Here is a 22,508-nt window from a genome sequence, read left to right as displayed (position 1 = left end):
CCTTCCGAGGCGGGGCTGTGGCAGGGTCTGCCCGACACTGGAATGCGGAGTTGACGATGAAGAAACTGCCCCTGGGCCGGAGCGGGATTTCCGTTTCGGCGATCTGCCTTGGTTCGATGACATGGGGCACACAGAATTCCGAGGCCGAGGGCCATGCGCAGATCGACCGGGCGCTGGAGAGGGGCGTGGATTTCATCGACACGGCCGAGATGTATCCGGTCAATCCCGTCAGCGCCGAGACCATCGGGCGCACCGAAGAGATCATCGGAACCTGGTTTGCATCAAGCGGGCGGCGCGATGATGTCGTGCTGGCCACCAAGGTCTCGGGCGAGGGTCTGAAGGCGGTGCGGGGCGGCGCGCCGATTTCGCCCGAGACCATCCGCGCCTCGGTCGAGGGGGCGCTGCGCCGGTTGCAGACCGACCATATCGACCTGATCCAATTCCACTGGCCGAACCGTGGCAGCTATCATTTCCGCCAGATCTGGGGGTTCGATGCCTCGGGGCAGGACCGGGCGGCCACGCTTGCCGACATGACCGCCTGCCTTGAAACGCTGGGGGCGTTGCAGGCCGAGGGCAAGATCCGGCATTTCGGTCTGTCGAATGAATCGGCCTGGGGCATGGCGCAGTGGTTGCGCCTGGCCGAACAGGGGCACGGGCCGCGCGCGGTGGCGATCCAGAACGAATATTCGCTGCTGTGCCGCTACTATGACGGCGATCTGGCCGAGCTTGGCGTGAACGAGGACGTGACCCTGCTGGCCTATTCGCCGCTGGCCGCCGGATTGCTGAGCGGCAAATATGCCAACGGGGCGGTGCCGCCGGGCTCGCGCCGGTCTTTGGTGCCGGAACTGGGGGGGCGGGTGAACGCGCGCACCTGGGCCGCGACCGAGGCCTATACCGCGATTGCCGCCGAGGCCGGGCTTGATCCCGTGACGATGGCGGTGGCCTGGGTGATGTCGCGGCCCTTCCCGGTGATCCCGATCGTGGGCGCCACGTCGGTCGAACAGCTTGACCGTTCGCTGGATGCGGCGGATCTTGTGCTTGATGAGGCGGTTTCCAAGGCGATCCTGCGCGCCTATCGTGCCCATTCCATGCCGTTCTGAGGAGGTATGATGCCGCGTCTTGTCATCAGTTGTGTCCTTCTTGGCCTTGTTCTGGCCGGATGTATTCCGGGGCGGGAACCGCCCGCCGCCCCGCTTCCCCCGGTCGGCGAGGCGCGCGTCGCGCTGGAGCGCGCGGCCTGCGAAAAGCGCGGAGGAGAGTTTCGCAAGGCCGGCGCGGGCGGCTGGGTCTGCCTGATGCGGCTGCCCGATGCGGATAAAAGCTGCCGGACGGGGGCGGATTGCGCGGGCGTGTGCCTTGCCCGTTCGATGACCTGCGCGCCGGTCAAGCCACTTCTTGGATGCAACGAGGTCATCACCTCTTCCGGTCTGCGGGTGCGCGAATGCGTGGAGTGATGCGGGCTGCGGCCCTGACCGCTCTAATGCTTCTCGCCGCGTGCGCGTCCCCAGATCGCGGGGCGGGGCGGCGTGACCCCGCGGCGCGGATTTCCTCGGCGGCGCTGTTCGATGCGGCCCGGTTCGCGGGGCGTTGGCATGTGGTGCAAAGCCATGCGGCGGGATGCGCGGGTGCGGTGCAGGACTGGCGGATGGAAGACGTCGGCAGCTACAGCCTGTCGGGCACGGATTGCGCGGGCCCGGCGCCTGCCGCCCTTGCCGGCCGCGCGGTCGTGACCGGGCCCGGTGGGCGGATCACGGCGCAAAGCGCGTTTGCGCGCCAGCCGGTCTATGTGCTTTGGGTCGACGAAGGCTACCGTATCGCGGCGCTTGGCACGCCCTCGGGCGAGTGGGGGATGGTGCTGTCGCGTAGCCCCGCGCCGCGCCCCGACCTGATGCGCGCGGCGCAAGAGGTTCTGGCCTTCAACGGCTACGATCCTGCCCGTTTCGCCCCCCGGTAGCGCGCTGTCATGACGCTCTGGATCTGGATCACGCTTGGCGCGGCCGCAATGCAGACGGTGCGCTTCATGCTGCAAAAACAGCTCAAGGGTGTCGGGCTGTCGACCGGGGGGGCCACGTTTTCGCGGTTCGTCTTTGCTGCGCCGCTTGCGGCCATGGCCGCGGCGCTGCTGCTGGCGCGCACGCCCGAAGTGATGCCAGGATTCACGGCGCGCTTCTGGCTTTTTGCGGGTTTCGGCGGCGCGGCGCAGGTTGCCGCCACCTTCTTGACCGTGGCGCTGTTCAGCCTGCGCAATTTCGCCGTTGGGGTTGCCTTCACGAAGACCGAGACGGTTCAGGTTGCCGTCTTCTCGGCGCTGATCCTGTCCGAGCGGGTCGGGCCTTGGGGGTGGTTTGCCATCCTTGTCGGGCTGGCGGGGGTGTTGCTGCTGTCGCGCCATCCCGCAGGGGGCGGGCTTGTCACGCGGGCCTCGCTTTTCGGGGTGTTGGCAGGCGGGCTTTTCGGGATTTCCGCCATCGGCTATCGCGGTGCCACGCTGGAACTGATGCCGCTTGATTTCCTGTCCCGCGCCGTGGTGACGCTGGCCTGTGTGACTACGATGCAAACCCTTGGCATGGCGCTTTATCTTGCGCTGCGCGAACCCGGAGAGCTGCGCCGCGTGGCCCTGGCCTGGCGGCGCACGGTCTGGGTGGGCGTGACTGGCGTGCTGGGATCGGCGGGATGGTTCACGGCCTTTTCGCTGCAAAACGCCGCGCTCGTGCGCGCGGTCGGGCAGGTCGAGATCGTGTTCACGCTGATCGCCTCGGCGCTGGTCTTTCATGAAAAGCTCAGCTTGCGCGAGGCAGGGGGGATTGCGATGGTGGTCGCCAGCCTTGTGCTGATCGTTCTTGGAGCGCCCCGATGATAGGAGCCTGGCTGGCCATCGCGCCGACCTTTGCGCTGATCGTTCTTGGCTATGTGCTGCGGCGGGGCGGCATTCCATCCTTCGAGTTCTGGAACCTCAACGACCGGTTGGTCTATTGGGTGCTGATGCCGGCGCTGTTCTTTGCCAAGATCTCGTCCGCGGATCTGGGCGCGGCCCCCCTGGGGGGCTTTGCAGGTATCCTTTACGCCGGCTTTTTCGCCGCGGTGGGGTTTGGCTGGCTGGCGCAGCACCTTGCGGGTTATGCGCCTGCACAGGGGACGGATGTCGTGCAGGGGGTGGGGCGCTTCAACACCTTCGTGGGCCTTGCCATCGCCGAGGCGATGTTCGGCGCGCAGGGCTTGCAGACGGCGGTTCTGGGCTCGGCGCTGCTGGTGCCGGTGGTCAATGTGGTGATGGTGAGCATGCTGGCGATGATGCTGGGCACGCATGGCGGATCGCGCCTTGGCGGCACGCTGCGCGAGCTGATCCGCAACCCGCTGATCCTGTCGATCCTTGCGGGTGTCGCGTTCAACCTCATGGGGCTGGGCCATGTGCCCGTGCTGCACGAAACCGCGCTGGTGCTGGGGCAGGGTGCGTTGCCGGTGATGCTGCTTTGTGTGGGCGCGAACCTGCGGCTGGACGGGCTGCGGGCCTCGATGGGGCCGGTCATCCTTGCGGCGGTGGGCAAGCTTGTGGTCTTTCCGCTGGTGGTGGCCGTTGCGATCTGGCTGATCGGGCCGCCGCTGATCGTGGCGCAGGTGGCGATGATCTATGCGGCGCTTCCCGTCGCGGTGGCGGCCTATTCGCTGGCGCGCCAGATGGGGGCGGACGCCCCGCTGATGGCGGCCATCATCACGGCCCAGACCATCGTGGCCTTTGTCAGCATTCCGCTTACGCTGTCGCTGATCTCCTGGCTTTACTGAATCCGGCGAAAAGCCGAGGGCGCGTGCCGGTTGTCGAAAAACGGCACGCTCTCGGGGTGTGCGGGCGCTGCGCTGCCATCCCCCAGAAGCGCCGAAACCTCGGCCAGGACCACCTCGGTGATGAAGGGCAGGTTCAGTTGCCGCGCCTCGGCGATGGGCACCCAGTGCAGGTGCGAAAGCTCGTCGCAGGCCTGCGAGAAATCGTCCGGATCGCCTTGCACCTGCGCGGCATCGGCCAGGAAGAAGCGCGCATCGAAGCGCCGCGGCCGGCCCTGCGGCGTGATCGCGCGGAACACGAAATTCAGCGCGGCGGCCGAGGGCAGATAGCCCCGCGCGGCAAATCCGGCCCAGTCGGCGGGCACCGCGCCCGGCCATTGCCCGGGTGCGCCCAGGATCAGCCCGGTCTCTTCCCACAGCTCGCGCACGGCGGCGGCGGCAAGCCCGTGGGCGGCGCCGGGGGTGGTGCCGCTTTCAAGCCGCGCGGCGCAGACCGGGGACAAGGGCCGCGCCAGCGGGATGGAGGCATCGCCCGGATCGACCGCACCGCCCGGAAAGACGTATTTCGACGGCATGAAGGCCGCCCCGGCCCCCCGCATGCCCATCAGAACCGAAGGCGCCTTGCCCCTGTCGCGCCGGACCAGAAGGATCGTGGCGGCATCGCGGATGATGCGGGACTTGTCGATATCGGGGCCTTGCGATGGCGCGGCGGTGTCAGTCATTGCGGCGCGATGCTCCGGCGTGGGCGAAGCCATGCATGCGTTGGGCCCACTGGATCGCCACGATCATGCCCTTCATGCGCGGCAGCAGCACCGCCGACAGCGCGATGCTGCCGGTCATGAAAATGGCGATCATCGTCATCGGCTCGGGCCGGTAGGCCACGAAGAACCACAGGATCAGCGGGGCCAGAAGATGCCCGACGATCAGGATGGTCATGTAGGCCGGCCCGTCATCGGCGCGGTGATGGAAGAATTCCTCGCCGCATTCGGGGCAGTGATCGTTCACCTTCAGATAGGAATGCAAGAGCCGCCCCTTGCCGCAATGCGGGCAGCGGCAGGCCAGGCCGCGCAGGATCGAGCGGCGCATCGGGCGGTCCGTCTCCTGATCGTAGGTGGTGTCGGTCATCGTCTTCTCCCTTGACGGGGTAGTTATCCATCGAAACGGACGGCAAGAAAAGCACGCAATGTCACGCTTTGGTGAGATCGGGGATTTTGCGACGGAAACGTGGGGCTGCCGCGTTTGGTTTGCATCAGGCAGCGGGAAGCTGCGGACCATACAGGAGACGACGTGATGAAACCGAATTTCAGGGATGCCGCTGTGGCGATCATTCTGGGCGGCGCAAGCCTTGCGATGGCCATTCCGGTCTATGCCCAGTCCGAAGCGCCCGCCGCGCCGCCGGCGGCGGCCGATACGGCGCCGCAGGGCCTTGCCGCCCCGTTTGCCCGGTTCGATACCGATGGCGACGGCAAGGTGACCGAGGCCGAGATCCAGGCGTCCCGCGCGGCCAGGGCGGCCGAGCTTGACGCGGATGGCGATGGCAAGATCAGCCTCGAAGAGCTTGTGGCGCAGGAGATGAAGGATGCCCAGGCCCGTATCGAGGCGCGCGTGAAGGCGCGGATCGCGGCGCAGGACAGCGATGGCGATGGCATGTTGTCGGCCGCCGAGCTTGCCGCCCGCCCGATGCCCGATCGGATGTTCCAGCGCATGGATGCCGATGGCGACGGCGCGGTCAGCGCCGAAGAGATGCAGGCCCGCCGGGACATGATGCGCGCGCAGGGCCGCGATGGCCGCAAGGATGCGCGTTTCGGCCGGCACCATGGCGGCAAGGACGGCAAGGGCCGGTTCAACTGTGACGGCATGCCGGGGCGCGGCGGACGCAACTGAGGATCGCGCTGCGCGCCCCGGGGCGGGTGGCCTTGGGGCGCGCGGGCACATAGGTGTGGAAATTGCCAATCGGGTGAATTCGCGCTAGGCCGGCAGCAGGATGGATATGGCATTCGACGCGCAAAACGACGCTTCTGACGAGGCACTCCTGGTTCTCTATGCCAATGGGGACCGGGGCGCGGCCCGCAGTCTGGTCGTGCGGCTTGGCCCTTTGGCCTATCGCGTGGCGATGCGGATGCTGGGCGATGCCGCCGAGGCCGAGGATCTGGCCCAGGAGGCGATGCTGCGGCTGTGGAAGGTTGCCCCGGAATGGCGTCAGGGCGAGGCGCAGGTCTCAACGTGGCTGTATCGCGTGGTGACGAACCTGGCGACGGACCGGCTGCGCCGCCGGCGGGGCGTGGCGCTTGACGAGGCGCCCGAGCCCGAGGACGGGCGCCCCGGCGTGCTTGAGACGATGATCGACGCGGACCGCGCGGCGGCCTTGCAGGGCGCGCTGGACCGGCTTCCCGCGCGTCAGCGTCAGGCGGTAGTGCTGCGTCATCTCGAGGGGCTTTCGAACCCCGAGATTGCCGTTGCGATGGATATTGGCGTCGAGGCCGTCGAAAGCCTTACGGCGCGCGGGAAACGGGCACTGGCCGCGGATCTGGCCGGGCAGAAAGAGGAACTGGGGTTTGGTCATGACTGAGAACGAACGGTCCGGTCGTCCGGATCTTGATCATGTGGAAGATTTCTTCGCCGCCGCGCGCCGCGCGCCGCCCGAGCCGTCGCCGGCATTGCTGGCCCGGATGCTGGAGGATGCGGATGCGCGTCGCCCGGCCGCGGTGCAAGTGGCGGGCGCTGCGCCCGCCGGGGCGGCCCGGTCGGGCCTGCTGGCGGGTTTGCGCGCGATTTTCGGCGGCTGGCAAACTGCGGGCGGCATGGTGATGGCCACCGCCGCCGGGGTGTGGATCGGCTTTTCGGGCGTGGGCGGCATCACCGATGCCGCGTCGGGCTATCTGGGGGCTACCGAGGTTCTGGGCACGGTCGAATTGATGCCTGAATCCGATGTGCTGGCCTTCGCCACGGAACTGGAGGGTCAGGAATGACGCAAAAGGACAAGATCGCAGCACCGTCCGAACCGGCGCGCGCGCGCCTGAAGGGCTGGGTCAAGGCGGCGTTCATCGCGTCGGTCACGCTCAACCTTCTGGTTGCGGGGGTGGTTGTGGGCGGGATCATCCGGCATGACAGGCACCCGCCGCGCCCGATGATCTCCGACGTCTCGATCGGGCCGTTCACGGAGGCGCTGTCGCAGAACGACCGCGAGGCCCTGCGCCGTGCGGCGCAGCGCGAAAGCACGGGGTTTCGTGCGATGCGCCAGGCCGCCCGCGAGGATTACCGAAGGCTGATCGCCGCGCTGCGCGCCGAACCTCTGGACGAGGCCGTGGTCCAGGAGGTCTTCGCAACCCGCCGCCAGAGGCTTGCGGAGCGTTCGGCCTTTGGAGAGCGGTTGATGGTGGAACGCGTGAAGGCGATGAGCGCCGCGGAACGGCAGGCCTTTGCCGACCGGCTGGAGCGGATGGCAGAGCGCCGCGAACGCATGCCCGACCACGCGAAAGGCAACTAGGCGGCCGCGGCCCGGGATCAGGCCGCGCTTGCCGTGCCCGAGATATGGACCCTGTTGCGCCCGCCGGCCTTGGAGCGCAACAGCGCCCGATCCGCTTGCGAGACCAGATCGTCCGTGGACTGCACCCCGCCGCCCCCGCCGATGGCGAGACCGATCGAAATGGTGATCGAGACCGGCGCATGCCCCCCGCCCGGCTCGATCGGTTCCCGTTCGATCGCGCGGCAAAGCCGCTCGGCGGTGACGCGCGCCGCGCCGAGCGAGGTTTCGGGCATCACGACAAGAAACTCCTCTCCGCCGATCCGGGCGACAAGATCGCCTTCGCGCAGGTTGGCGTCCAGGCGGCGGGCGACCTCGACCAGAACCCCGTCACCCGCGCTGTGGCCAAGCGTGTCGTTGATTGACTTGAAGCGGTCGAGATCGAGGATCATCACCGCGAACTGCTGCCCGGTCTTTTGCGACTGATCGGCGACGCGCGACAGGTGCGGCAGGGCGTAGCGGCGGTTGTGCAGCCCGGTAAGCGGGTCCGTGACGGCAAGGCGCAGCCCGTCCGCCACACGCTGGCGGCGCCTGTCGGCAATGCGCTTGCCCGCCAGTTGACGGCGCAACCGCAACGCGGCTTCTTCCGCAAGCGGCGCCGAGGCCATGTCCGCAGGCAGAAGGTCGTTGGCGCCCAGGTCCAGCGCCATGGCCGCCCCTTCGGACGGCGTGGTATCCATCACGATGCAGATCACGGCGTGGCGCGTGGCGGGACGCGCACGCAGTTCCGACATCAGGCGCAGGCCTTCGGAGCGATGCGCGAGATCGGCCGAGATCACATAGGCATCGGGCGGGGCATTCAGGTCGGCCGCGCCGAGCACCTCTTCCTGGGCAAGCACGGTGAACAGGTCGCGCGGCATGAAACCCGAAAGGGTGGTTTCCCAGATCGCGCCGGTCGCCCTGTCGGCGGCGATCAGCGCGATCCGGGCGGGGCCGCTGAAACCCTCTGCCGCCTCGGCGAAGCCGAGCGTGCGGCAGGTCTGGTCGCGCAGGCGCAGCTCCTCGTCGGTTTCGCGGGCGCGCAGCAGGCTGCGCAGACGCGCAAGAAGCAGGATGTCGTCGACGGGTTTGGACAGGAAATCGTCGGCCCCGGCCCGCAGGGCGGCAAGGCGCCCCTTGGTATCGCAGTGGTTCGAAACAAGGATCACCGGAATTTCGGCCGTGATGGCGGTTTGCTTCAACTGCCGGCAAAGTTGTGCACCGCCGGGGTCTGCCAGATGTGTGCCGATCATCACCAGGTCGGGGCGTTCCTGAATGCAAAGGCGAAGCGCCTCGCCTGCGCTGTCCGCCTGCGCTGTCTCGTATCGTGCGGCGGCCAGCCTGGCCCCAAGCTCGGCCAGGTTGGCGGCAAAATCGTCCACGATGAGGATTTTCCCAGCCACTCTAGCACGCGCTCCCTTTACATTCGACCATCAAGGACTTTTTTGTTTCAAAAAGGTTAACAAACCCTTTCCGGAAGGTCGGACATGGCATTTCATCGGCAGGAAGATGCGCAGGATCTGGCGATCCGGGCGCTTGGCTGGATCGCCGGGGATGACGAAATCTTCGGGGCGTTTCTGGGCGCGACCGGGGCCGATCTTGCGGGGATCCGGCAGCGCGCACAAGATCCGGCTTTCCTTGCGGCGGTGCTCGATTTCCTTCTGATGCAAGATGAATGGGTGCTGGGGTTCTGCCGTGATACGCAGACGCCGCCCGAACAGCCGATGCAGGCCCGCGCGATCCTGGGCGGCGGGGACATGCGTCACTGGACCTGAGCGGCCTTGCAAATCGGGCGCCGATCGGTCAGCCAGAGCATTCAGGGAAAGGACAGGTGCAATGCCGGCGATTAGAGCGATCCTTTTCGACAAGGACGGCACGCTTTTCGATTTTCAGGCCAGTTGGGGGGCATGGGCGCGCGATCAGCTTGGCCGTCTTGCCGATGGCGACCTGGCCCTTTCGACGCGGCTGGCCGATGCGATCGGCTATCGCTTCGACCCGCCAGATGCGGATGGGGTGCGCGGGGCGGGCAGTTTCGATCCCCGGTCGCCGGTGATTGCCGGGACGGTCGATGAGGTGGCCGCGCTTCTGTTGCCACACCTGACGCAGTGGCGCCGCCCCGATCTGATTGCCGACATGAACCTGCGTGCCGCCGAGGCCCCGCTTGTGCCCGCCGTGCCGCTGCGCCCGCTGCTGGAGGGGTTGCGCGGGCGTGGCCTTACGCTCGGGGTGGCAACGAATGACGCGGAGGCGCCGGCCCGCGCGCATCTGTGCAAGGCCGGGGTAGAGGATCTTTTCTCTTATGTCGCGGGATATGACAGCGGGTTCGGCGCGAAACCGGCTGCCGGTCAGTTGCTGGCCTTTGCAAGGGCGGTGGGCGCGGCGCCGGGCGCGATCGCCATGGTCGGCGACAGCCTGCACGACCTGCATGCGGGGCGTGCGGCCGGCATGCGGACCGTGGGGGTCCTGAGCGGGCCCGCGCGGCACGACGACCTGGCCCCCGAGGCCGACATTGTCCTGCCCGATATCGGCGGGCTTCCGGGCTGGCTGGACCGTCTGGCCGCGGGTTGAGCGCCTCTGGCATTTCCGGCCCCGGACCGTTAGCGTTCCGGCGCAACATCAGACGCGACAAGGGTGCGACATGGGCATCGGCAGGCTTTCCTACGTCATTCTCGGAACCATTGCCGGGCTTTCGTGCTGGGTGATGACCGACCGGCTGCCCGATCTTTGGGAGGGCCGGCTGGCGCTTGTGGCGACGGTTCTCGTCGTGGGCTTCTTCGGCCCCGCGCTTGCCATGGCCGCCGAGTTGCGGCTGCGCCCGACGCTTCTGTTTGCGGCCGTGATTGCGCTGCCCCTCGGGGTGCTTGTCTTCATCGACTCGCTTGGTTTTCCCACGGCAGGGGCATTCCTTGAAACGGGACATGTGCTGTTTGCCGCCGTGTTGCTGGGCGCGCTTCCGGTGCCGTTCCTGATCGGGATCGGGCAGCAGGGGCGCGCGGGCTGGAACGACTATCCCGCGCTGTTCATGAATTCGTGGAACATCGTCGTGCGCTATGCCGCGGCGCTGATGTTCGTGGCGGTGGTCTGGCTGGTTCTGGTGCTGTCTTACGAGCTGCTGCAACTTGTCGGGATCGACGCCTTGAAGCATCTGCTGCGCGAAGAGGCGGTGATCTGGATGCTCAGCGGCGCGGTGCTGGGGCTGGGCCTGGCCGTGGTGACGGACCTTCCGGACCTGATCTCGCCCTATCTGCTGTTGCGCCTGTTGCGGTTGCTGCTGCCCGTCGTCCTGATCGTGGTGGCGGTTTTCGTGGCCGCGCTGCCGTTTCGCGGGCTCGACCGGCTTTTCGGCCATCTTTCGGCAACGGGAATCCTGGTGGGGGTGGCGGCCGCGGCGGTGGCGCTGATCTCGATCACCGTCGATCAGGATGACATCGAGGGCGCGCATGACAGGCTTTTGCCGCCTGCGGCGCGGCTTCTGGCGCTGTTACTGCCGGTGCTGGCCGGGCTTGCCGTCTGGGCGCTTGTGCTGCGGGTGGGGCAATATGGCTGGACGCCGGTGCGGGTTTCGGCCGCGGCAAGCGTGTTTGTCACCTGTGGCTATGCGCTGCTTTACACGCTGGCGGTTCTGGCGGGGCGTGGCTGGATGGGGCTTGTCCGGCGCGCCAATCTGGCGATGGCGCTGGTGCTGATCGCGCTTTCGGCCCTGTGGCTGACGCCGCTGATCTCGCCCGAGCGGATCGCGGTCCGCTCGCAGATGGCGCGTTTCGAGGCCGGGCAGCTGCCCGTAGGCGACCTGCCCCTGTGGGAACTGGCGCATGACTGGGGGACGGCGGGCGCGCATGCCGTTGCCGGGTTGCGGCAGCGGGCACAGGGCGCGGGGCAGGAAGATCTGGCGGCGCGGCTGGTGCAGCTTGATACCGCAGAGGGTAGCTGGGAGATGCGCCCCGCGCAGGCGGCGGCACCGGACCGTGATGCCATTGCAGCAGCGCGCAAGGCCTTTCTGGTGGCGCCGCGGGGGGCTGTGCTGCCCGACGGGCTTTTCGACAACGTGGGCGCGCGCATCTTGCAGGGATGGCTTCAGGCCTGCGAAAAGCCGACGCCAGCGGCGCATGCGGGATGCCTGGTGGTGCTGGCGGACATGTTGCCCGATGCTGCGGGTGAGGAAGCCGTGATCTTGTTGAATCACAGGCAGTTGCGTGCGCTGTCCGGCGCGCCGGTCCTGCTGAACGGGCCCGCGGGGTGGCAGCAATCGGCCTTTACCCGCGCGCTGAGCGGCGAGGAGATTTCCGCCGGCGATCTGATCGACAGCATCCTGCGCGAGGGATTTTCCGTCCTGCCGTCGGGGATCAACGCGCTTGATGTCGGCGGCCACAGTTTCGTCGCCAGCCCCTGAACCTTCGGGAATTGGGGGTTTCTTAACCCCGCAGGGCTAGTCTGCCGTGAAACGGTAGAGGTTGCACATGCATGGCCTGATCAACAGATCGGTTCAGAATTTCCTGAACGAAACCTATGGAAAGAACCTGTGGCGCGATGTTGCGGGGGAAATCGGCCTCTTGCCGGATGGGTTCGAGCCGATGCTGCAATATCCAGATGATCTGACCGAGGCGTTGCTGGATGCCGCGGCCGCGCGTCTTGGAAAGCCGCGCCTTGCCTTGCTTGAGGATCTGGGGGCGCATCTTGTCTCGATCGAGCCGCTGCGCAGGCTTTTGCGGTTTGGGGGGGCGGATTTCGCGGAATTCGTGCTGTCTCTGGATGAGCTGGAGGGCCGCGGGCTGATGGCCTTGCCCGAGCTTGAAATGCCCTCTCTGGTCTTGTGCGACGCGGCGGGCGGGCGGTTCCGGATGCAGGTGCATGCCCGCTGGGAAGGTTGGGTCGCGGTCGTCGCGGGGTTGCTGCGGGCCATGGCCGACGATTACGGCGCATTGGCGCTGATCGAAATGGAAGAGGCCGGATACGGGGCTGCGGGGATCGTCCATGTGACGCTGCATGACGCGCGATTTGCCGAGGGGCGGCGCTTCGATCTGACCCAGCCCGCGGCCGTTCACTGATGGGGGCCGCCGCTGCAAGCCCCGCCGTCCCCCTTTCTCCGCCGGCCCTGGCACGGCTGATGCCGATGTTTCTTTGGCTGTCGCGCGAGGGCGGGATTCTGGGGGTGGGGCCGACCCTGGAAAAGTTGTTGGGCGGGTGCCGCACTGTCGGCCAGCCTTTCGACCGGCATTTCAAGATCGGGCGCGCGCCTTGCGGTCAGGCGCAGCGCGGCTTTGCCGAAGGGCTGGTGCGGCGGGGCCGGTTGCATCTGACGCTGGTCGCGCGCCCGGCGACGATTCTGCGGGGCAGCGCCGTGGATCTGGGCGCGGCGGGGCGGCACGGGGTTCTGCTGAACCTCAGTTTCGGGATCGGTCTGTTCGACGCGGTGCGGGAATTCGGATTGACCGAGGCGGATTTCGCACCAAGCGACCTGGCGATGGAGCTGCTTTATCTGCAAGAGGCGAAAGAGGCGGTGCTGACCGAGTTGCGCGCCCTCAATCTGCGGCTTGAGCAGGCGCGCCTTTCGGCCGAGGCGCAGGCGCAGACCGACCCACTGACCGGGCTTGCCAATCGCCGGGCGCTTGAGCGTGCCATCGGCGACGCCGTGGCGGCGCTTGACCGCGGGGGCCTGCCTTTCGCGCTGATGCATCTTGATCTGGACCGGTTCAAGGCGGTGAACGATTCCCTCGGCCATGCCGCAGGCGACCGGATCCTTGAACGGGTGGCGCGGATCCTGCGCACCGAAACCCGCAAGGGCGATGTCGTCGCCCGCGTCGGCGGGGACGAATTCGTGCTTTTGCTTCATGGGGTGTCCGACCCTTGCCGCCTGAAGGAACTGGCCGGGCGGATCATCGCGCGGCTGGAAGAGCCCTGCCTGATCGAGGGCGCGCCGTGCCGGATTTCCGGGTCGATCGGGGGGGTTATTTCCAGCGCCTACGCGCGGCCCGACCCCGATCGCATGCATGCCGATGCCGATGCGGCGCTTTATGCCGCCAAGCGTGCGGGGCGGGGGCGCTGCACGCTGGCCGGGGCGGGATGAACGGCCCGGCCGCACAGAGACGGGCGCGCGGCGGGCGGGTGGAAATTCACTCTCCCCTTCCGGTGCGTGATCCGCTAGGGCTTGGCCATGAAACAAGGGTTTCCCATTGCCCGAAAGGGTATGAGCATCGGCTTGCTGGGGGGGTCGTTCGACCCCGCCCATGAAGGCCATGTCCATATCACCCGCACTGCATTGCGCAGGTTCGGGCTGGACCGGGTGTGGTGGCTGGTCAGTCCGGGCAACCCGCTCAAACCCGAGGGGCCGGCTCCGATAGCCGAGCGGCTGGCCCGCGCGCGCGCAGTCATGCGCGATCCGCGCGTCACGATCACCGATGTCGAGGCGCGCCTTGGCACGCGCTACACGGCCGAAACGCTGACCCGCCTGCGCGCGATCTATCCCGGCGTGCGCTTCGTCTGGCTTATGGGATCGGACAATCTCGTGCAGTTCGACCGTTGGGACAACTGGCAGGGCATCCTGGGGATGGTGCCGGTGGGGGTGATCACGCGGCCCGGAACGCGGCTGCGGGCAAGGCTGGCGCGGGCGGCGCGCATTTACGAACCTGCCCGCCTGTCCGAGGCCGAGGCACGCCGGCTGCCCCATTGCGCGCCGCCGGCATGGTGCCTGATCAATGCGCCGATGAACGACATGTCCTCAAGCCGGATCAGGGCAAGCGGGCAATGGCGAAGGTCATCTTGAACGCGGCGTCAGGCACGCGCTAAGCTGTTTTCGGGACGATGAGGGGGACGAGGATGCAGATCACGCGGCGCGCGATGCTTGGCGGGTTGGCGGCGGGGCTTGCCGGTCCGGCCTTCGGTCAGGCGACCCAGTCCGTCGCCGCGGCCGAGGATCTGGTGCGCGCGGCCGCCCTTGGGGGTGATGTCTGTTATCAGGTTGCCGATATGCGGACCGGCCTTGTTCTTGAGGCGCGCGCCGGCGACCGGCCGATGCCGCCCGCCTCGACCGTGAAGGCGATCACTGCGCTTTACGCGCTCGAGGCACTTGGCGGGAGCTATCGGTTCGACACCCGGCTGATTGCCACCGGCCCGGTTGCGGGCGGGATCGTCCAGGGGGACCTTGTCCTGGCGGGTGGTGGTGATCCGACGCTTGGCACCGACGATCTGGGCGATATGGCCGCGGGTTTGCGCGCGCGGGGGGTAACGGGGGTGACCGGCGCCTTTCTGGTCTGGGGCGGCGCCTTGCCCTTCGCGCCCGAGATTGCCAATGACCAGCCCGTGCATGTGGGCTACAACCCGTCGATTTCGGGCCTGATCCTGAACTACAACCGCGTGCATTTCGAATGGAAGCGCGCGGGCGGGGGATATCAGCTGAGCATGGATGCGCGTGGCGAGCGTCATCTGCCGCGCGCCTATACGGCCGATGTCTCGCTGGCCAATCGCCGTGCGCCGCTTTTCACCTATGGCGATCGCGGCGGGAAAGAGCATTGGACCGTTGCGCAGGCCGCGCTTGGCAAGGGCGGAAGCCGCTGGTTGCCGGTGCGCCACCCCGAGCTTTATGCGGGCGACGTGTTCCAGACCCTGGCCCGTGCACAGGGGATCCCGCTGCCCGCCCCGCAGCCGGTCGCCGCGCTGCCGGGGGGGACGGTTCTGGTGCAGAAATCCAGTGCCGCGCTGCGTGATGTCCTGCGCGACATGCTGAGATATTCGACCAACATCACCGCCGAGGCGGTGGGAATGACGGCCAGCCGTCAACGCGGTGCCCCGGCCGCGCTTGGCCGGTCCGGCCCGGCCATGGGCGAATGGGCGCGCGCGCGTTCGGGGATGAGTCGCGCGAAATTCGTCGACCATTCCGGCCTTGGCGCGGCGTCGCGCGTGACGCCCGCGGAAATGGTGCGGGCGCTTGCGATGCTGGGCCCGCCGGCGGGGCTGCGCGGCATCCTGCGCGATATTGCCCTGCGCGATCAGAACGGGCGCGCGATGAAATCGCACCCGGTAAAGGTGCAGGCCAAGACCGGCACGCTGAATTTCGTTTCCAGCCTTGCGGGGTTCATGACCGCGCCGGACGGGACCGAACTGGTCTTTGCCATCCTGACCGGCGATGTCGCGCGGCGCGCGCGCTTCAAGGACTTCGAGGTCGCGGAAGGCTCGGTCGAGTGGGTGCGCCGGTCCAAGCGCCTGCAACAGCAGCTGATCGAGCGGTGGGCCGCGATCTACGGAAGCTAGGCCCCGCGCTACTTCGTCAGGTGCCGGACCCGTGCGCCCCATTCGATGGCGGCGGCATGCAGCCGGTCGATGGCCAGTTCGTTGCGCACCTCTTCCAGCATCCGCAGCTCGGTCTGGCGCAGCGCGCCATCGGCCGCGGCCACATCGCAAGACAGGGCATAGGCGGTTTCACGCAGGCTTTCGGGAAGTGCGTCGCGCACAAGGCCGAACAGCGCGTCAAGGCCGTCCTCTTCCTCGAACAGCGAATAGACGGTTCCCGCCACGATGCGGATCCGGTCGATGTCATAGGTGGCGAAGATCGGCATGTGGTTGACCATGCGCTCGATCGCAACAAGTTCGGAGGTGCGGATATTCTCGTCCGAGATCGACACCGCCACCATCACGGCGATCAGGGCGTCTTGCGGGGAAAGCGAGGCGAGGGTGTCGGTCACGGGGGTCATCCTGATAAGAACGGTTCAGCGCAAATTATTGACGATTGCCCCCCCGTTCAATAGGTGGAGCGCGATGGGGGCAAGGGGCCCCCGCGAAGAGGTATGACATGACGACGCTGCGCGACGCTGCAATGAACTCCAAAGCATGGCCTTTCGAGGAAGCCCGCCGCGTGCTCAAACGCTATGAGAAGGCGCCGCCGAAGAAGGGCTATGTGCTGTTCGAGACGGGCTACGGGCCAAGCGGCCTGCCCCATATCGGCACCTTCGGCGAGGTGGCCCGCACGACCATGGTGCGCCGCGCTTTCGAGATCATCTCGGATATTCCGACGAAGCTTCTGTGCTTTTCCGACGATCTCGACGGGATGCGCAAGGTGCCCGAGAACGTGCCCCAGCAGGAAATGCTGCGCCAGCACATGCAAAAGCCGCTGACCAGCGTGCCGGACCCTTTCGGTGAATATGAAAGCTTTGGCCACCACAACAACGCGATGCTGCGCCGGTTCCTCGATACGTTCGGCTTCGAGTATGAATTCGCAAGCGCGACGGATTATTACCGCTCGGGCAAGCTCGATGCCGTTTTGCTGCGCGCGGCCGAGCGGTATGACGACATCATGAAGATCATGCTGGCCAGCCTGCGCGAGGAGCGCCAGCAGACCTATTCGTGCTTCCTTCCGATCAGCCCGAAGACGGGCCGGGTGCTTTATGTGCCCATGAAGCATGTCGATGCGCAGGCGGGCACCATCACCTTCAACGACGAGGACGGAGAGGAGCTGACCCTGTCGGTGACGGGCGGCAATGTGAAGTTGCAGTGGAAGCCCGATTTCGGTGCCCGCTGGGCGGCGCTGGATGTCGATTTCGAGATGTATGGCAAGGATCATTCCACCAACACGCCGATCTATGACGGGATTTGCGAAGTGCTTGGCGGCCGCGCGCCCGAGCACTTTACCTATGAGCTGTTCCTGGACGACAAGGGCGAGAAGATTTCGAAATCCAAGGGCAATGGCCTGTCGATCGACGAATGGCTGACCTATGCCTCGACCGAGTCGCTGAGCTATTTCATGTATCTCAAGCCGAAGACCGCCAAGCGGATGTATTTTGACGTGATCCCCAAGGCGGTGGACGAATATCACCAGCAGCTTCGGGCCTATCCGGCGCAGGATGTCGCCGCGCAGGTCAACAACCCTGTCTGGCATATTCACGGCGGCACCCCGCCGCAAAGCCATATGGTGGTGCCTTTCGCCATGCTTCTGAACCTGGCCAGCGTGGCCGGGGCGACCGACAAGACCGGCCTTTGGGGCTTTATCAAGCGCTATGCGCCCGAGGCAACGCCCGAAACGCATCCGGATCTGGATCAGGCCGCCGAATTCGCGGTGCGCTATTTCCGCGATTTCGTGGCGCCTACGCGCGTCTTCCGCCTTCCGGACGATCAGGAACGCGCGGCGATGCAGGATCTGGTCGCGCGGCTGAAGGATCTGCCGAAGCAGGATCTGCACGTCACCTTCGAAGACCCTGCCGAAGGGCTGCAAAGCCTTGTCTTCGCGGTCGGACGCGATCACGGGTTCGAGCCTTTGCGCAACTGGTTCACAGCACTTTACGAGGTTCTTCTGGGGGCCTCTCAGGGGCCGCGTTTCGGCGGCTTCATCGCCCTTTACGGCGTGGACGAGACGGTTGCCCTGATCGACCGCGCGCTTGCGGGCGAACTGGTCTGACAGCCCAATGGCAATGGTCTGAGCCTGCCGGGCGTTCGGTGGGCTCAGGCCTTTTTTAACCTTTGCTCCTAGCTTCGCCTGCGCCGGGGCATGGTGCGCCCGGCAACCTCCCAGCACGAGAAACGCGCCGCGATGCGGCCGGAGGGACCGGATCGGCCGGACCCCCGCCCTTTGCGCGCCGTGCCGCATGCTGGATGGGCCGGAACGCAAAGGGGTCATTGATGAACAAGGCGATTACCGACGGGCTGGTGCTGATGCCGCCCGCCTTCGAGCTTGGGTTGGGCGTGTGGTCCAGCGGCGACGGGACGGCCGGATCGGCAAGCTATCAGGGCGCGGCAAATGCGGCGCTTGCTCCCGCGGATCAGGATTTCGGCAGTTGCCTGGAGCTGGCCAAGACCGCCGACACGCAAAAGCTGCGCTATACCGGGCAGACGCTGGTCTTGCCGGGATGCTACCTGCGCATCACCGCGCGCGTGAAAGCCATGAGCGGCAACCTGCCGCGCGTTCGCATCGCGGGCTATGCCGCGCGGGCCGACGGCACCCATGTCGGCGGCCTGATCGAGGCCGGTCCCGAGGTGACGCTGGCGGCCTATGGCCGCGTGGTCACCGTCTCGGCGATTGTCGGGACGGGCGCGCGCGGCGGTGTCGACATGGTCTGGGGGACCGGGCCGGTTTACGGCCATTTCGGCCTGGATCTGGTCGGGGCCAATGGCGGCGTGGTGCGCATCGACGATATCGAGATCGAGGATATCACCGGCGCCTTCCTGCGCGACATGATCGACTGGGTCGATGTGCGCGATTTCGGTGCGCGGGGCGATGGGGTCACCGACGATACGGCGGCGTTCCTTGCGGCGGATGCGGCGGCGGGCGGGCGCTCGATCCTCGTGTCCGAGGGCAGCTATTTCCTTGGCAGTTCGCTGGCGATCAGTGCGCCGGTCCGCTTCGAGGGCACGCTTGTCATGCCGGACACGGCGCGCCTGGCGCTTCTGGCAAGTTACGATTTCCCGACCTATGCGGAGGCATTCGGGAACGAGGCCACGGGCCTTCGCAAAGCCCTTCAGGCGCTGTTTTCCTATACCGATCACAATACTCTGGATATGTGCGGCCGCCGGGTGGAACTGACCGAACCGATCGACATGAAGGCGGTGGCGCCGGATCTGAGCTCTTTCTCGAACCGGCGGGTGCTGCGCAACGGGCAGATCAACCTGATCGCGGGTCCCGCCTGGGACGACACGGTCGTGACCTCGCAGGCGAGCTATGACATCGCGCAGCCGGTTACGCTGAGCAATGTGGCCAATGTGGCCAATATCCCCGTTGGTGCACATGTGACGGGCGCAGGCGTCGGGCGCGAGGTCTATGTGCGTGCGGTTAATGTGGCCGCGGGGGCGATTACCCTGTCACAGCCGTTCCATGGCGGCTCTGGCACGCGGGTGCTAAGCTTCCGGCGCTACAAGTATGCGCTCGACTTCTCGGGGCTGGCGCGGCTGGACCGCTTCAACATCGACGATGTGGAGTTCCTGTGCAACGGCATCGGCAGTTGCATCATGCTGCCCGCCGAGGGCCAGATGTTCCATCTGCGCGACAGCTATGTGGTGCGCCCCAAGGACCGCGCGATCACCTCGATCGGGCGGGGCTGCCAGGACATCCTGATCGACCGCTGCCAGTTTCTGTCCAACGAGATGCAGATGCCGGTGCAGGACCGCACGACCGTTGCGCTGAACGTGAATGCCAACGATTCCAAGATCCGGGATTCGCGCTTCGTGCGTTTCGGCACGACGATGATCCTGAACGGGACCGGGCACCTGATCGTCGGGAACCACTGGTTCCAGGGCGATGAAGAGCAGTCCGGCGTGCGCGGCGCAGGCCTTGTCTTCACGCAGACCAATGTGCAATCGGCCGTGACCGGCAACTACATCGACAACTCGGTGATCGAGTGGACGAACGAATACGATACCGAACCGGATTTCGGGGTCGAGTATTCCTTTGGCGGGCTGACGGTCAGCGGCAACACCTTCGTCTGCCTGAACGTCGCGCCGTGGTTTGCGTGGTTTTCGGTCAAGCCCCATGGGCCGGGGCATTTCATCCACGGCCTGACGATCGCGGATAACGTGTTCAAGTCGCTTAACGGATCGGTGGACCGCTTCGAAAGGGTCGACACGACCTTTGCCGCGCTGGACAACGAGCGGATGCGCAACATCAAGATCGAGGGGAACACTTTCAACGGGGTGACGCAATTCGTGTCGAACCCGGTCCTGCTTCAGTTCGATCAGGCTGCGGCGCAGACGGTCTGGACGATCGACCCGGCGGGCTATCTGCCGTTCGGGGGCTGGGCGCGCAATGTGGAAAGCGTGGTGGCCGAGGGGATGATCGCCAATGCTACGGGCGCGCGTGTCTCCGAAATGCCCTTCGTCAATGTCGAGCAGGGCGCGCAGCGCCGGCAGGTGACGCTGAACTGGTCCCAGGCGGCGCGCGGGCGGGTGAACCTGAAGATCCGCATGGACAACCCGAACTGAGCGATCGGGGCGGGTGCCGCGGCGCCCGCCCCGGTCATTCCATATCGGCGGGTGTCAACCGATAGGCCCGCGCGAACCCTCCGTTGAGCAGCCCTGACAGCACCTCGAAGCGCAGGAAGAAGAAATCCGGCAGGTCGAGATAGAGTTTCGACTTCGGATGGCCGGCAAGCCAGTGCGCGCGCAGAGCCGAAAGGCCGGGGGCGTCGGGCGGGAAGGGGTGGGCGCGCACCGAAAGGCTGAGCCGCGGATGGGTCAGCGGATCGCCCTTGAGGCCGGGCTCTCCGATCAGAAGGCCCGCGCGCGGGTCCGCGCGCAGGGCCCGCGAATGTGCCGAAAGGCCGGAAACCAGCGTCCAGATGCCACCCTCGGGGCCGGTGCCGATGGCGATGCGGCTGACGGCCGGGGCGCCGGTATCGGGGTCCAGCACGCCAAGGGCGGCAAAGCGCGCCTTTGCGATCAGGCCCCGCGCCAGCACGCGCGCCTCGTCATCCGTTTCCCGGATCGGAGAGAAGGGTTTGGGCGATTGCATGGGCTTGCCTCCGCGGTCCTTGTTGACACTTCATTTGCGGGCGGCTTTGTTAAGCCATCCAATCGGTAGCCCAGCCAAATGACATCGACAAGTTATGACTCCCCGGTGGCGGCGCGTGAGCCGCTGCTTCCCAAGCTTCTCACCGTTCTGCGCGAGGGCTATTCCTTCGCCGCGCTGCGGGCGGATGCGATCGCCGCGCTGACGGTCGCCATCGTGGCGCTGCCCCTGTCGATGGCGATCGCCATCGCCTCGGGCGTCGGGCCGGAGCGGGGGCTTTACACCGCGATCATCGGCGGCTTCCTGGTTTCGGCATTCGGCGGATCGCGGTTCCAGATCGGCGGCCCGGCGGGCGCGTTCATCGTGCTCGTTTCGGCCTGCGTGATGCAGACGGGGGTGGAGGGGCTGATCCTTGCCACCTTCCTTTCGGGCGGCATGCTTGCCGTGCTGGGGGTGCTGCGGCTGGGAAGCTATATCCGCTTCATGCCCTATCCCGTCACCGTCGGGTTCACGACGGGCATCGGGGTGATCATTCTGGCCAGCCAGATGAAGGACCTGTTCGGCCTGCATCTGAGCGGCCCCGAGCCCGGCGAGATCATCGCAAAGGTCGAAACCCTCTGGGCCGCGCGGGACAGCTTCAACCCGACGGCACTTGGCGTCGCGTTGGGAACCATCCTTGTGATCGAGTCCGTGAAGCGCATCGATTCGCGGCTGCCGTCGCTGCTGATCGGTGTCGCGCTTGCCTCGCTTGTGGCGGCGGTCCTTGGCCTTCAGGTGGAAACCATCGCAAGCCGCTTCGGCGCGCTGCCCCGGATCCTTCCCGCCCCCGCACTGCCCGATTTCAGCCGCGAGGCGGTGATCGCCGCGCTGCCCTGGGCGGTCAGCTTTACCCTGCTGGGCGCGATTGAATCGCTGCTTTCGGCGATGGTGGCGGACGGGATGTCGGGCACCCAGCACCGCTCCAACATGGAGCTGGTGGCGCAGGGGCTGGCCAATATGGGGGCGGCCATTTTCGGCGGATTCTGCGTCACCGGCACGATCGCGCGCACCGCGACCAATGTGCGGGCCGGCGCGCGGGGGCCGATCTCGGGGATGTTGCATGCGCTGTTCATCCTTTTGTTCATGGTCGTGGCCGCGCCGCTTGCGGGCTATATTCCGCTTGCCGCCCTGGCCGGCCTTCTGGCGATCGTCGCCTGGAACATGATCGAGCGACACGAGTTCCTTGCCCTGCTGCGCAGCTCGCGCGGAGATGCGCTGGTTCTGCTGGCGACCTTCCTGCTGGTGGTCTTCCGCGACCTGACCGAAGGGATCGTGGTGGGCTTCGCGCTTGGCGGCCTTGTCTTCATCCGCCACATGTCCGAGATGACGCGGCTGCAACGCGCGCCCCTGACGCACGAGGAGGCCGAGGATGTCGAAAGCCAGAACAGCGATCTGGTGATCTACCGGCTGCACGGGGCCGTGTTCTTCGGCTCGGTCGCCCGGCTGGGCACGGTTCTGGACCGCATCGCGCAGCGCCCGCGCGCCGTCGTCATCGACTTTTCCGAGGTCAGCTTCGTGGATTCGACCGGCGCGCGCATGGTGCTGACGCTTGCACGCAAGCTGGCCCGCAGGAACGGCGTGCTTTACCTGACCGGCGTTTCCCCCGAACTGCGCCGGGGGATGGAGGCGCAGGGCCTGACGGAAACAGAGGTGCGTTTCCTGCCTGACAGCGACGCGGTCGTGGCGGCGCTGCACGCGCCCGATGGCGGCTGATTCCCGCAGCGAATCGAATCACCTTTCCGGCAAAACCCGATGCGCGGCCGAAAGGCC

General features: G+C 66.7%; 24 protein-coding genes. 19 read left to right on the top strand and 5 right to left on the bottom strand.

Annotated features, from left to right (window positions below):
• Positions 1–56: 56 nt before the first annotated feature.
• Genes AC4PTO_RS13210 through AC4PTO_RS13190 form a run of 5 tightly spaced genes read left to right on the top strand, consistent with a single transcriptional unit; the run spans position 57 to position 3,780 of the window.
• A complete protein-coding gene (locus tag AC4PTO_RS13210; RefSeq protein ID WP_492729181.1) occupies positions 57–1,100 on the top strand; it encodes an aldo/keto reductase in 1,044 nt (347 codons plus the stop codon).
• A 9-nt stretch (positions 1,101–1,109) separates the two neighbouring features.
• Positions 1,110–1,454, top strand: a complete 345-nt coding sequence (locus AC4PTO_RS13205) for a hypothetical protein (protein WP_492729179.1) — start codon at positions 1,110–1,112, stop codon at positions 1,452–1,454.
• Between the two features lie 26 nt (positions 1,455–1,480).
• Positions 1,481–1,954 (top strand): lipocalin family protein, encoded by a 474-nt coding sequence (locus tag AC4PTO_RS13200; RefSeq protein ID WP_492729177.1) that lies wholly within the window; start codon positions 1,481–1,483, stop codon positions 1,952–1,954.
• A gap of 9 nt (positions 1,955–1,963) precedes the next feature.
• Positions 1,964–2,857: an EamA family transporter gene (locus tag AC4PTO_RS13195; RefSeq protein WP_492729176.1), complete on the top strand. Its 894-nt coding sequence runs from the start codon at positions 1,964–1,966 to the stop codon at positions 2,855–2,857.
• A complete protein-coding gene (locus AC4PTO_RS13190; protein ID WP_492729175.1) occupies positions 2,854–3,780 on the top strand; it encodes an AEC family transporter in 927 nt (308 codons plus the stop codon). Before AC4PTO_RS13195 ends, AC4PTO_RS13190 begins: the two co-directional genes overlap by 4 nt.
• On the opposite strand, the gene AC4PTO_RS13185 is transcribed toward AC4PTO_RS13190, so the two are convergent.
• A complete protein-coding gene (locus AC4PTO_RS13185) occupies positions 3,774–4,499 on the bottom strand; it encodes an NUDIX hydrolase (RefSeq protein ID WP_492729173.1) in 726 nt (241 codons plus the stop codon). The two genes, AC4PTO_RS13190 and AC4PTO_RS13185, sit on opposite strands and share 7 nt — an antisense overlap.
• A complete protein-coding gene (locus AC4PTO_RS13180; RefSeq protein ID WP_492729171.1) occupies positions 4,492–4,902 on the bottom strand; it encodes a DUF983 domain-containing protein in 411 nt (136 codons plus the stop codon). Before AC4PTO_RS13180 ends, AC4PTO_RS13185 begins: the two co-directional genes overlap by 8 nt.
• A gap of 165 nt (positions 4,903–5,067) precedes the next feature.
• On the opposite strand from AC4PTO_RS13180, the gene AC4PTO_RS13175 reads away from it, so the two are divergent.
• The 4 genes from AC4PTO_RS13175 (at position 5,068) to AC4PTO_RS13160 (ending at position 7,264) form a co-directional block, all read left to right on the top strand.
• Positions 5,068–5,661, top strand: a complete 594-nt coding sequence (locus AC4PTO_RS13175) for an EF-hand domain-containing protein (RefSeq protein ID WP_492729169.1) — start codon at positions 5,068–5,070, stop codon at positions 5,659–5,661.
• Between the two features lie 100 nt (positions 5,662–5,761).
• On the top strand, positions 5,762–6,346 hold the full coding sequence (locus tag AC4PTO_RS13170; protein ID WP_492729167.1) for an RNA polymerase sigma factor: 585 nt from the start codon (positions 5,762–5,764) through the stop codon (positions 6,344–6,346).
• Positions 6,339–6,746, top strand: a complete 408-nt coding sequence (locus AC4PTO_RS13165) for a hypothetical protein (RefSeq protein WP_492729165.1) — start codon at positions 6,339–6,341, stop codon at positions 6,744–6,746. Before AC4PTO_RS13170 ends, AC4PTO_RS13165 begins: the two co-directional genes overlap by 8 nt.
• Positions 6,743–7,264: a periplasmic heavy metal sensor gene (locus AC4PTO_RS13160; protein ID WP_492729162.1), complete on the top strand. Its 522-nt coding sequence runs from the start codon at positions 6,743–6,745 to the stop codon at positions 7,262–7,264. Before AC4PTO_RS13165 ends, AC4PTO_RS13160 begins: the two co-directional genes overlap by 4 nt.
• A 17-nt stretch (positions 7,265–7,281) precedes the next feature.
• On the opposite strand, the gene AC4PTO_RS13155 is transcribed toward AC4PTO_RS13160, so the two are convergent.
• Positions 7,282–8,682, bottom strand: a complete 1,401-nt coding sequence (locus AC4PTO_RS13155; protein WP_492729161.1) for a diguanylate cyclase — start codon at positions 8,680–8,682, stop codon at positions 7,282–7,284.
• A gap of 84 nt (positions 8,683–8,766) precedes the next feature.
• Between AC4PTO_RS13155 and AC4PTO_RS13150 the strand changes: the two genes are divergently transcribed.
• The 7 genes from AC4PTO_RS13150 to dacB all read left to right on the top strand — a co-directional run bounded on the left by AC4PTO_RS13150 (position 8,767) and on the right by dacB (position 15,523).
• Positions 8,767–9,054 (top strand): DUF3572 domain-containing protein, encoded by a 288-nt coding sequence (locus tag AC4PTO_RS13150; protein WP_492729159.1) that lies wholly within the window; start codon positions 8,767–8,769, stop codon positions 9,052–9,054.
• Between the two features lie 61 nt (positions 9,055–9,115).
• Positions 9,116–9,847, top strand: coding sequence for an HAD family hydrolase (locus AC4PTO_RS13145; protein ID WP_492729157.1), 732 nt, complete (start codon positions 9,116–9,118; stop codon positions 9,845–9,847).
• A 70-nt stretch (positions 9,848–9,917) separates the two neighbouring features.
• A complete protein-coding gene (locus AC4PTO_RS13140) occupies positions 9,918–11,669 on the top strand; it encodes a hypothetical protein (RefSeq protein WP_492729155.1) in 1,752 nt (583 codons plus the stop codon).
• A 67-nt stretch (positions 11,670–11,736) separates the two neighbouring features.
• Positions 11,737–12,324, top strand: coding sequence for a heme NO-binding domain-containing protein (locus tag AC4PTO_RS13135; RefSeq protein WP_492729153.1), 588 nt, complete (start codon positions 11,737–11,739; stop codon positions 12,322–12,324).
• A gap of 59 nt (positions 12,325–12,383) precedes the next feature.
• Complete coding sequence (locus tag AC4PTO_RS13130; RefSeq protein WP_492729151.1) at positions 12,384–13,343, top strand: diguanylate cyclase domain-containing protein; 960 nt, start codon at positions 12,384–12,386, stop codon at positions 13,341–13,343.
• Between the two features lie 87 nt (positions 13,344–13,430).
• Positions 13,431–14,039, top strand: coding sequence for a nicotinate-nucleotide adenylyltransferase (locus tag AC4PTO_RS13125; protein WP_492729149.1), 609 nt, complete (start codon positions 13,431–13,433; stop codon positions 14,037–14,039).
• 53 nt (positions 14,040–14,092) lie between these two features.
• On the top strand, positions 14,093–15,523 hold the full coding sequence (dacB, locus tag AC4PTO_RS13120; protein WP_492729147.1) for a D-alanyl-D-alanine carboxypeptidase/D-alanyl-D-alanine endopeptidase: 1,431 nt from the start codon (positions 14,093–14,095) through the stop codon (positions 15,521–15,523).
• 8 nt (positions 15,524–15,531) lie between these two features.
• On the opposite strand, the gene AC4PTO_RS13115 is transcribed toward dacB, so the two are convergent.
• Positions 15,532–15,954, bottom strand: a complete 423-nt coding sequence (locus tag AC4PTO_RS13115; RefSeq protein WP_492729145.1) for a tellurite resistance TerB family protein — start codon at positions 15,952–15,954, stop codon at positions 15,532–15,534.
• Between the two features lie 107 nt (positions 15,955–16,061).
• Between AC4PTO_RS13115 and AC4PTO_RS13110 the strand changes: the two genes are divergently transcribed.
• Together AC4PTO_RS13110 and AC4PTO_RS13105 are read left to right on the top strand one after the other, a co-directional pair.
• On the top strand, positions 16,062–17,660 hold the full coding sequence (locus tag AC4PTO_RS13110) for a lysine--tRNA ligase (protein ID WP_492729143.1): 1,599 nt from the start codon (positions 16,062–16,064) through the stop codon (positions 17,658–17,660).
• A gap of 221 nt (positions 17,661–17,881) precedes the next feature.
• Positions 17,882–20,173, top strand: coding sequence for a glycosyl hydrolase family 28-related protein (locus tag AC4PTO_RS13105; RefSeq protein ID WP_492729141.1), 2,292 nt, complete (start codon positions 17,882–17,884; stop codon positions 20,171–20,173).
• Positions 20,174–20,207: 34 nt separating this feature from the next.
• On the opposite strand, the gene AC4PTO_RS13100 is transcribed toward AC4PTO_RS13105, so the two are convergent.
• Positions 20,208–20,702, bottom strand: coding sequence for a HugZ family pyridoxamine 5'-phosphate oxidase (locus AC4PTO_RS13100; protein ID WP_492729139.1), 495 nt, complete (start codon positions 20,700–20,702; stop codon positions 20,208–20,210).
• Positions 20,703–20,780: 78 nt separating this feature from the next.
• On the opposite strand from AC4PTO_RS13100, the gene AC4PTO_RS13095 reads away from it, so the two are divergent.
• On the top strand, positions 20,781–22,451 hold the full coding sequence (locus AC4PTO_RS13095; RefSeq protein ID WP_492729137.1) for a SulP family inorganic anion transporter: 1,671 nt from the start codon (positions 20,781–20,783) through the stop codon (positions 22,449–22,451).
• Positions 22,452–22,508: the final 57 nt, after the last annotated feature.

Source organism: Rhodobacter maritimus, assembly GCF_058747975.1.
Note: the sequence above shows the minus strand (reverse complement) of the source record. Positions and strands in the feature narration are given on the sequence as shown.

Excerpts from the sequence above, each read along its gene's own strand:
- AC4PTO_RS13190 (WP_492729175.1), top strand. The coding sequence starts at position 2,854 with ATGATAGGAGCCTGGCTGGCCATCGCGCCGACCTTTGCGCTGATCGTT.
- AC4PTO_RS13095 (WP_492729137.1), top strand. The coding sequence starts at position 20,781 with ATGACATCGACAAGTTATGACTCCCCGGTGGCGGCGCGTGAGCCGCTG.
- AC4PTO_RS13205 (WP_492729179.1), top strand. The coding sequence starts at position 1,110 with ATGCCGCGTCTTGTCATCAGTTGTGTCCTTCTTGGCCTTGTTCTGGCC.
- AC4PTO_RS13175 (WP_492729169.1), top strand. The coding sequence starts at position 5,068 with ATGAAACCGAATTTCAGGGATGCCGCTGTGGCGATCATTCTGGGCGGC.
- AC4PTO_RS13210 (WP_492729181.1), top strand. The coding sequence starts at position 57 with ATGAAGAAACTGCCCCTGGGCCGGAGCGGGATTTCCGTTTCGGCGATC.
- AC4PTO_RS13145 (WP_492729157.1), top strand. The coding sequence starts at position 9,116 with ATGCCGGCGATTAGAGCGATCCTTTTCGACAAGGACGGCACGCTTTTC.
- AC4PTO_RS13125 (WP_492729149.1), top strand. The coding sequence starts at position 13,431 with ATGAAACAAGGGTTTCCCATTGCCCGAAAGGGTATGAGCATCGGCTTG.
- AC4PTO_RS13130 (WP_492729151.1), top strand. The coding sequence starts at position 12,384 with ATGCCGATGTTTCTTTGGCTGTCGCGCGAGGGCGGGATTCTGGGGGTG.
- AC4PTO_RS13105 (WP_492729141.1), top strand. The coding sequence starts at position 17,882 with ATGAACAAGGCGATTACCGACGGGCTGGTGCTGATGCCGCCCGCCTTC.
- AC4PTO_RS13195 (WP_492729176.1), top strand. The coding sequence starts at position 1,964 with ATGACGCTCTGGATCTGGATCACGCTTGGCGCGGCCGCAATGCAGACG.
- AC4PTO_RS13185 (WP_492729173.1), bottom strand. The coding sequence starts at position 4,499 with ATGACTGACACCGCCGCGCCATCGCAAGGCCCCGATATCGACAAGTCC.
- AC4PTO_RS13160 (WP_492729162.1), top strand. The coding sequence starts at position 6,743 with ATGACGCAAAAGGACAAGATCGCAGCACCGTCCGAACCGGCGCGCGCG.
- AC4PTO_RS13170 (WP_492729167.1), top strand. The coding sequence starts at position 5,762 with ATGGATATGGCATTCGACGCGCAAAACGACGCTTCTGACGAGGCACTC.
- AC4PTO_RS13135 (WP_492729153.1), top strand. The coding sequence starts at position 11,737 with ATGCATGGCCTGATCAACAGATCGGTTCAGAATTTCCTGAACGAAACC.
- dacB (WP_492729147.1), top strand. The coding sequence starts at position 14,093 with ATGCAGATCACGCGGCGCGCGATGCTTGGCGGGTTGGCGGCGGGGCTT.
- AC4PTO_RS13110 (WP_492729143.1), top strand. The coding sequence starts at position 16,062 with ATGACGACGCTGCGCGACGCTGCAATGAACTCCAAAGCATGGCCTTTC.
- AC4PTO_RS13140 (WP_492729155.1), top strand. The coding sequence starts at position 9,918 with ATGGGCATCGGCAGGCTTTCCTACGTCATTCTCGGAACCATTGCCGGG.
- AC4PTO_RS13180 (WP_492729171.1), bottom strand. The coding sequence starts at position 4,902 with ATGACCGACACCACCTACGATCAGGAGACGGACCGCCCGATGCGCCGC.
- AC4PTO_RS13100 (WP_492729139.1), bottom strand. The coding sequence starts at position 20,702 with ATGCAATCGCCCAAACCCTTCTCTCCGATCCGGGAAACGGATGACGAG.
- AC4PTO_RS13165 (WP_492729165.1), top strand. The coding sequence starts at position 6,339 with ATGACTGAGAACGAACGGTCCGGTCGTCCGGATCTTGATCATGTGGAA.
- AC4PTO_RS13150 (WP_492729159.1), top strand. The coding sequence starts at position 8,767 with ATGGCATTTCATCGGCAGGAAGATGCGCAGGATCTGGCGATCCGGGCG.
- AC4PTO_RS13200 (WP_492729177.1), top strand. The coding sequence starts at position 1,481 with ATGCTTCTCGCCGCGTGCGCGTCCCCAGATCGCGGGGCGGGGCGGCGT.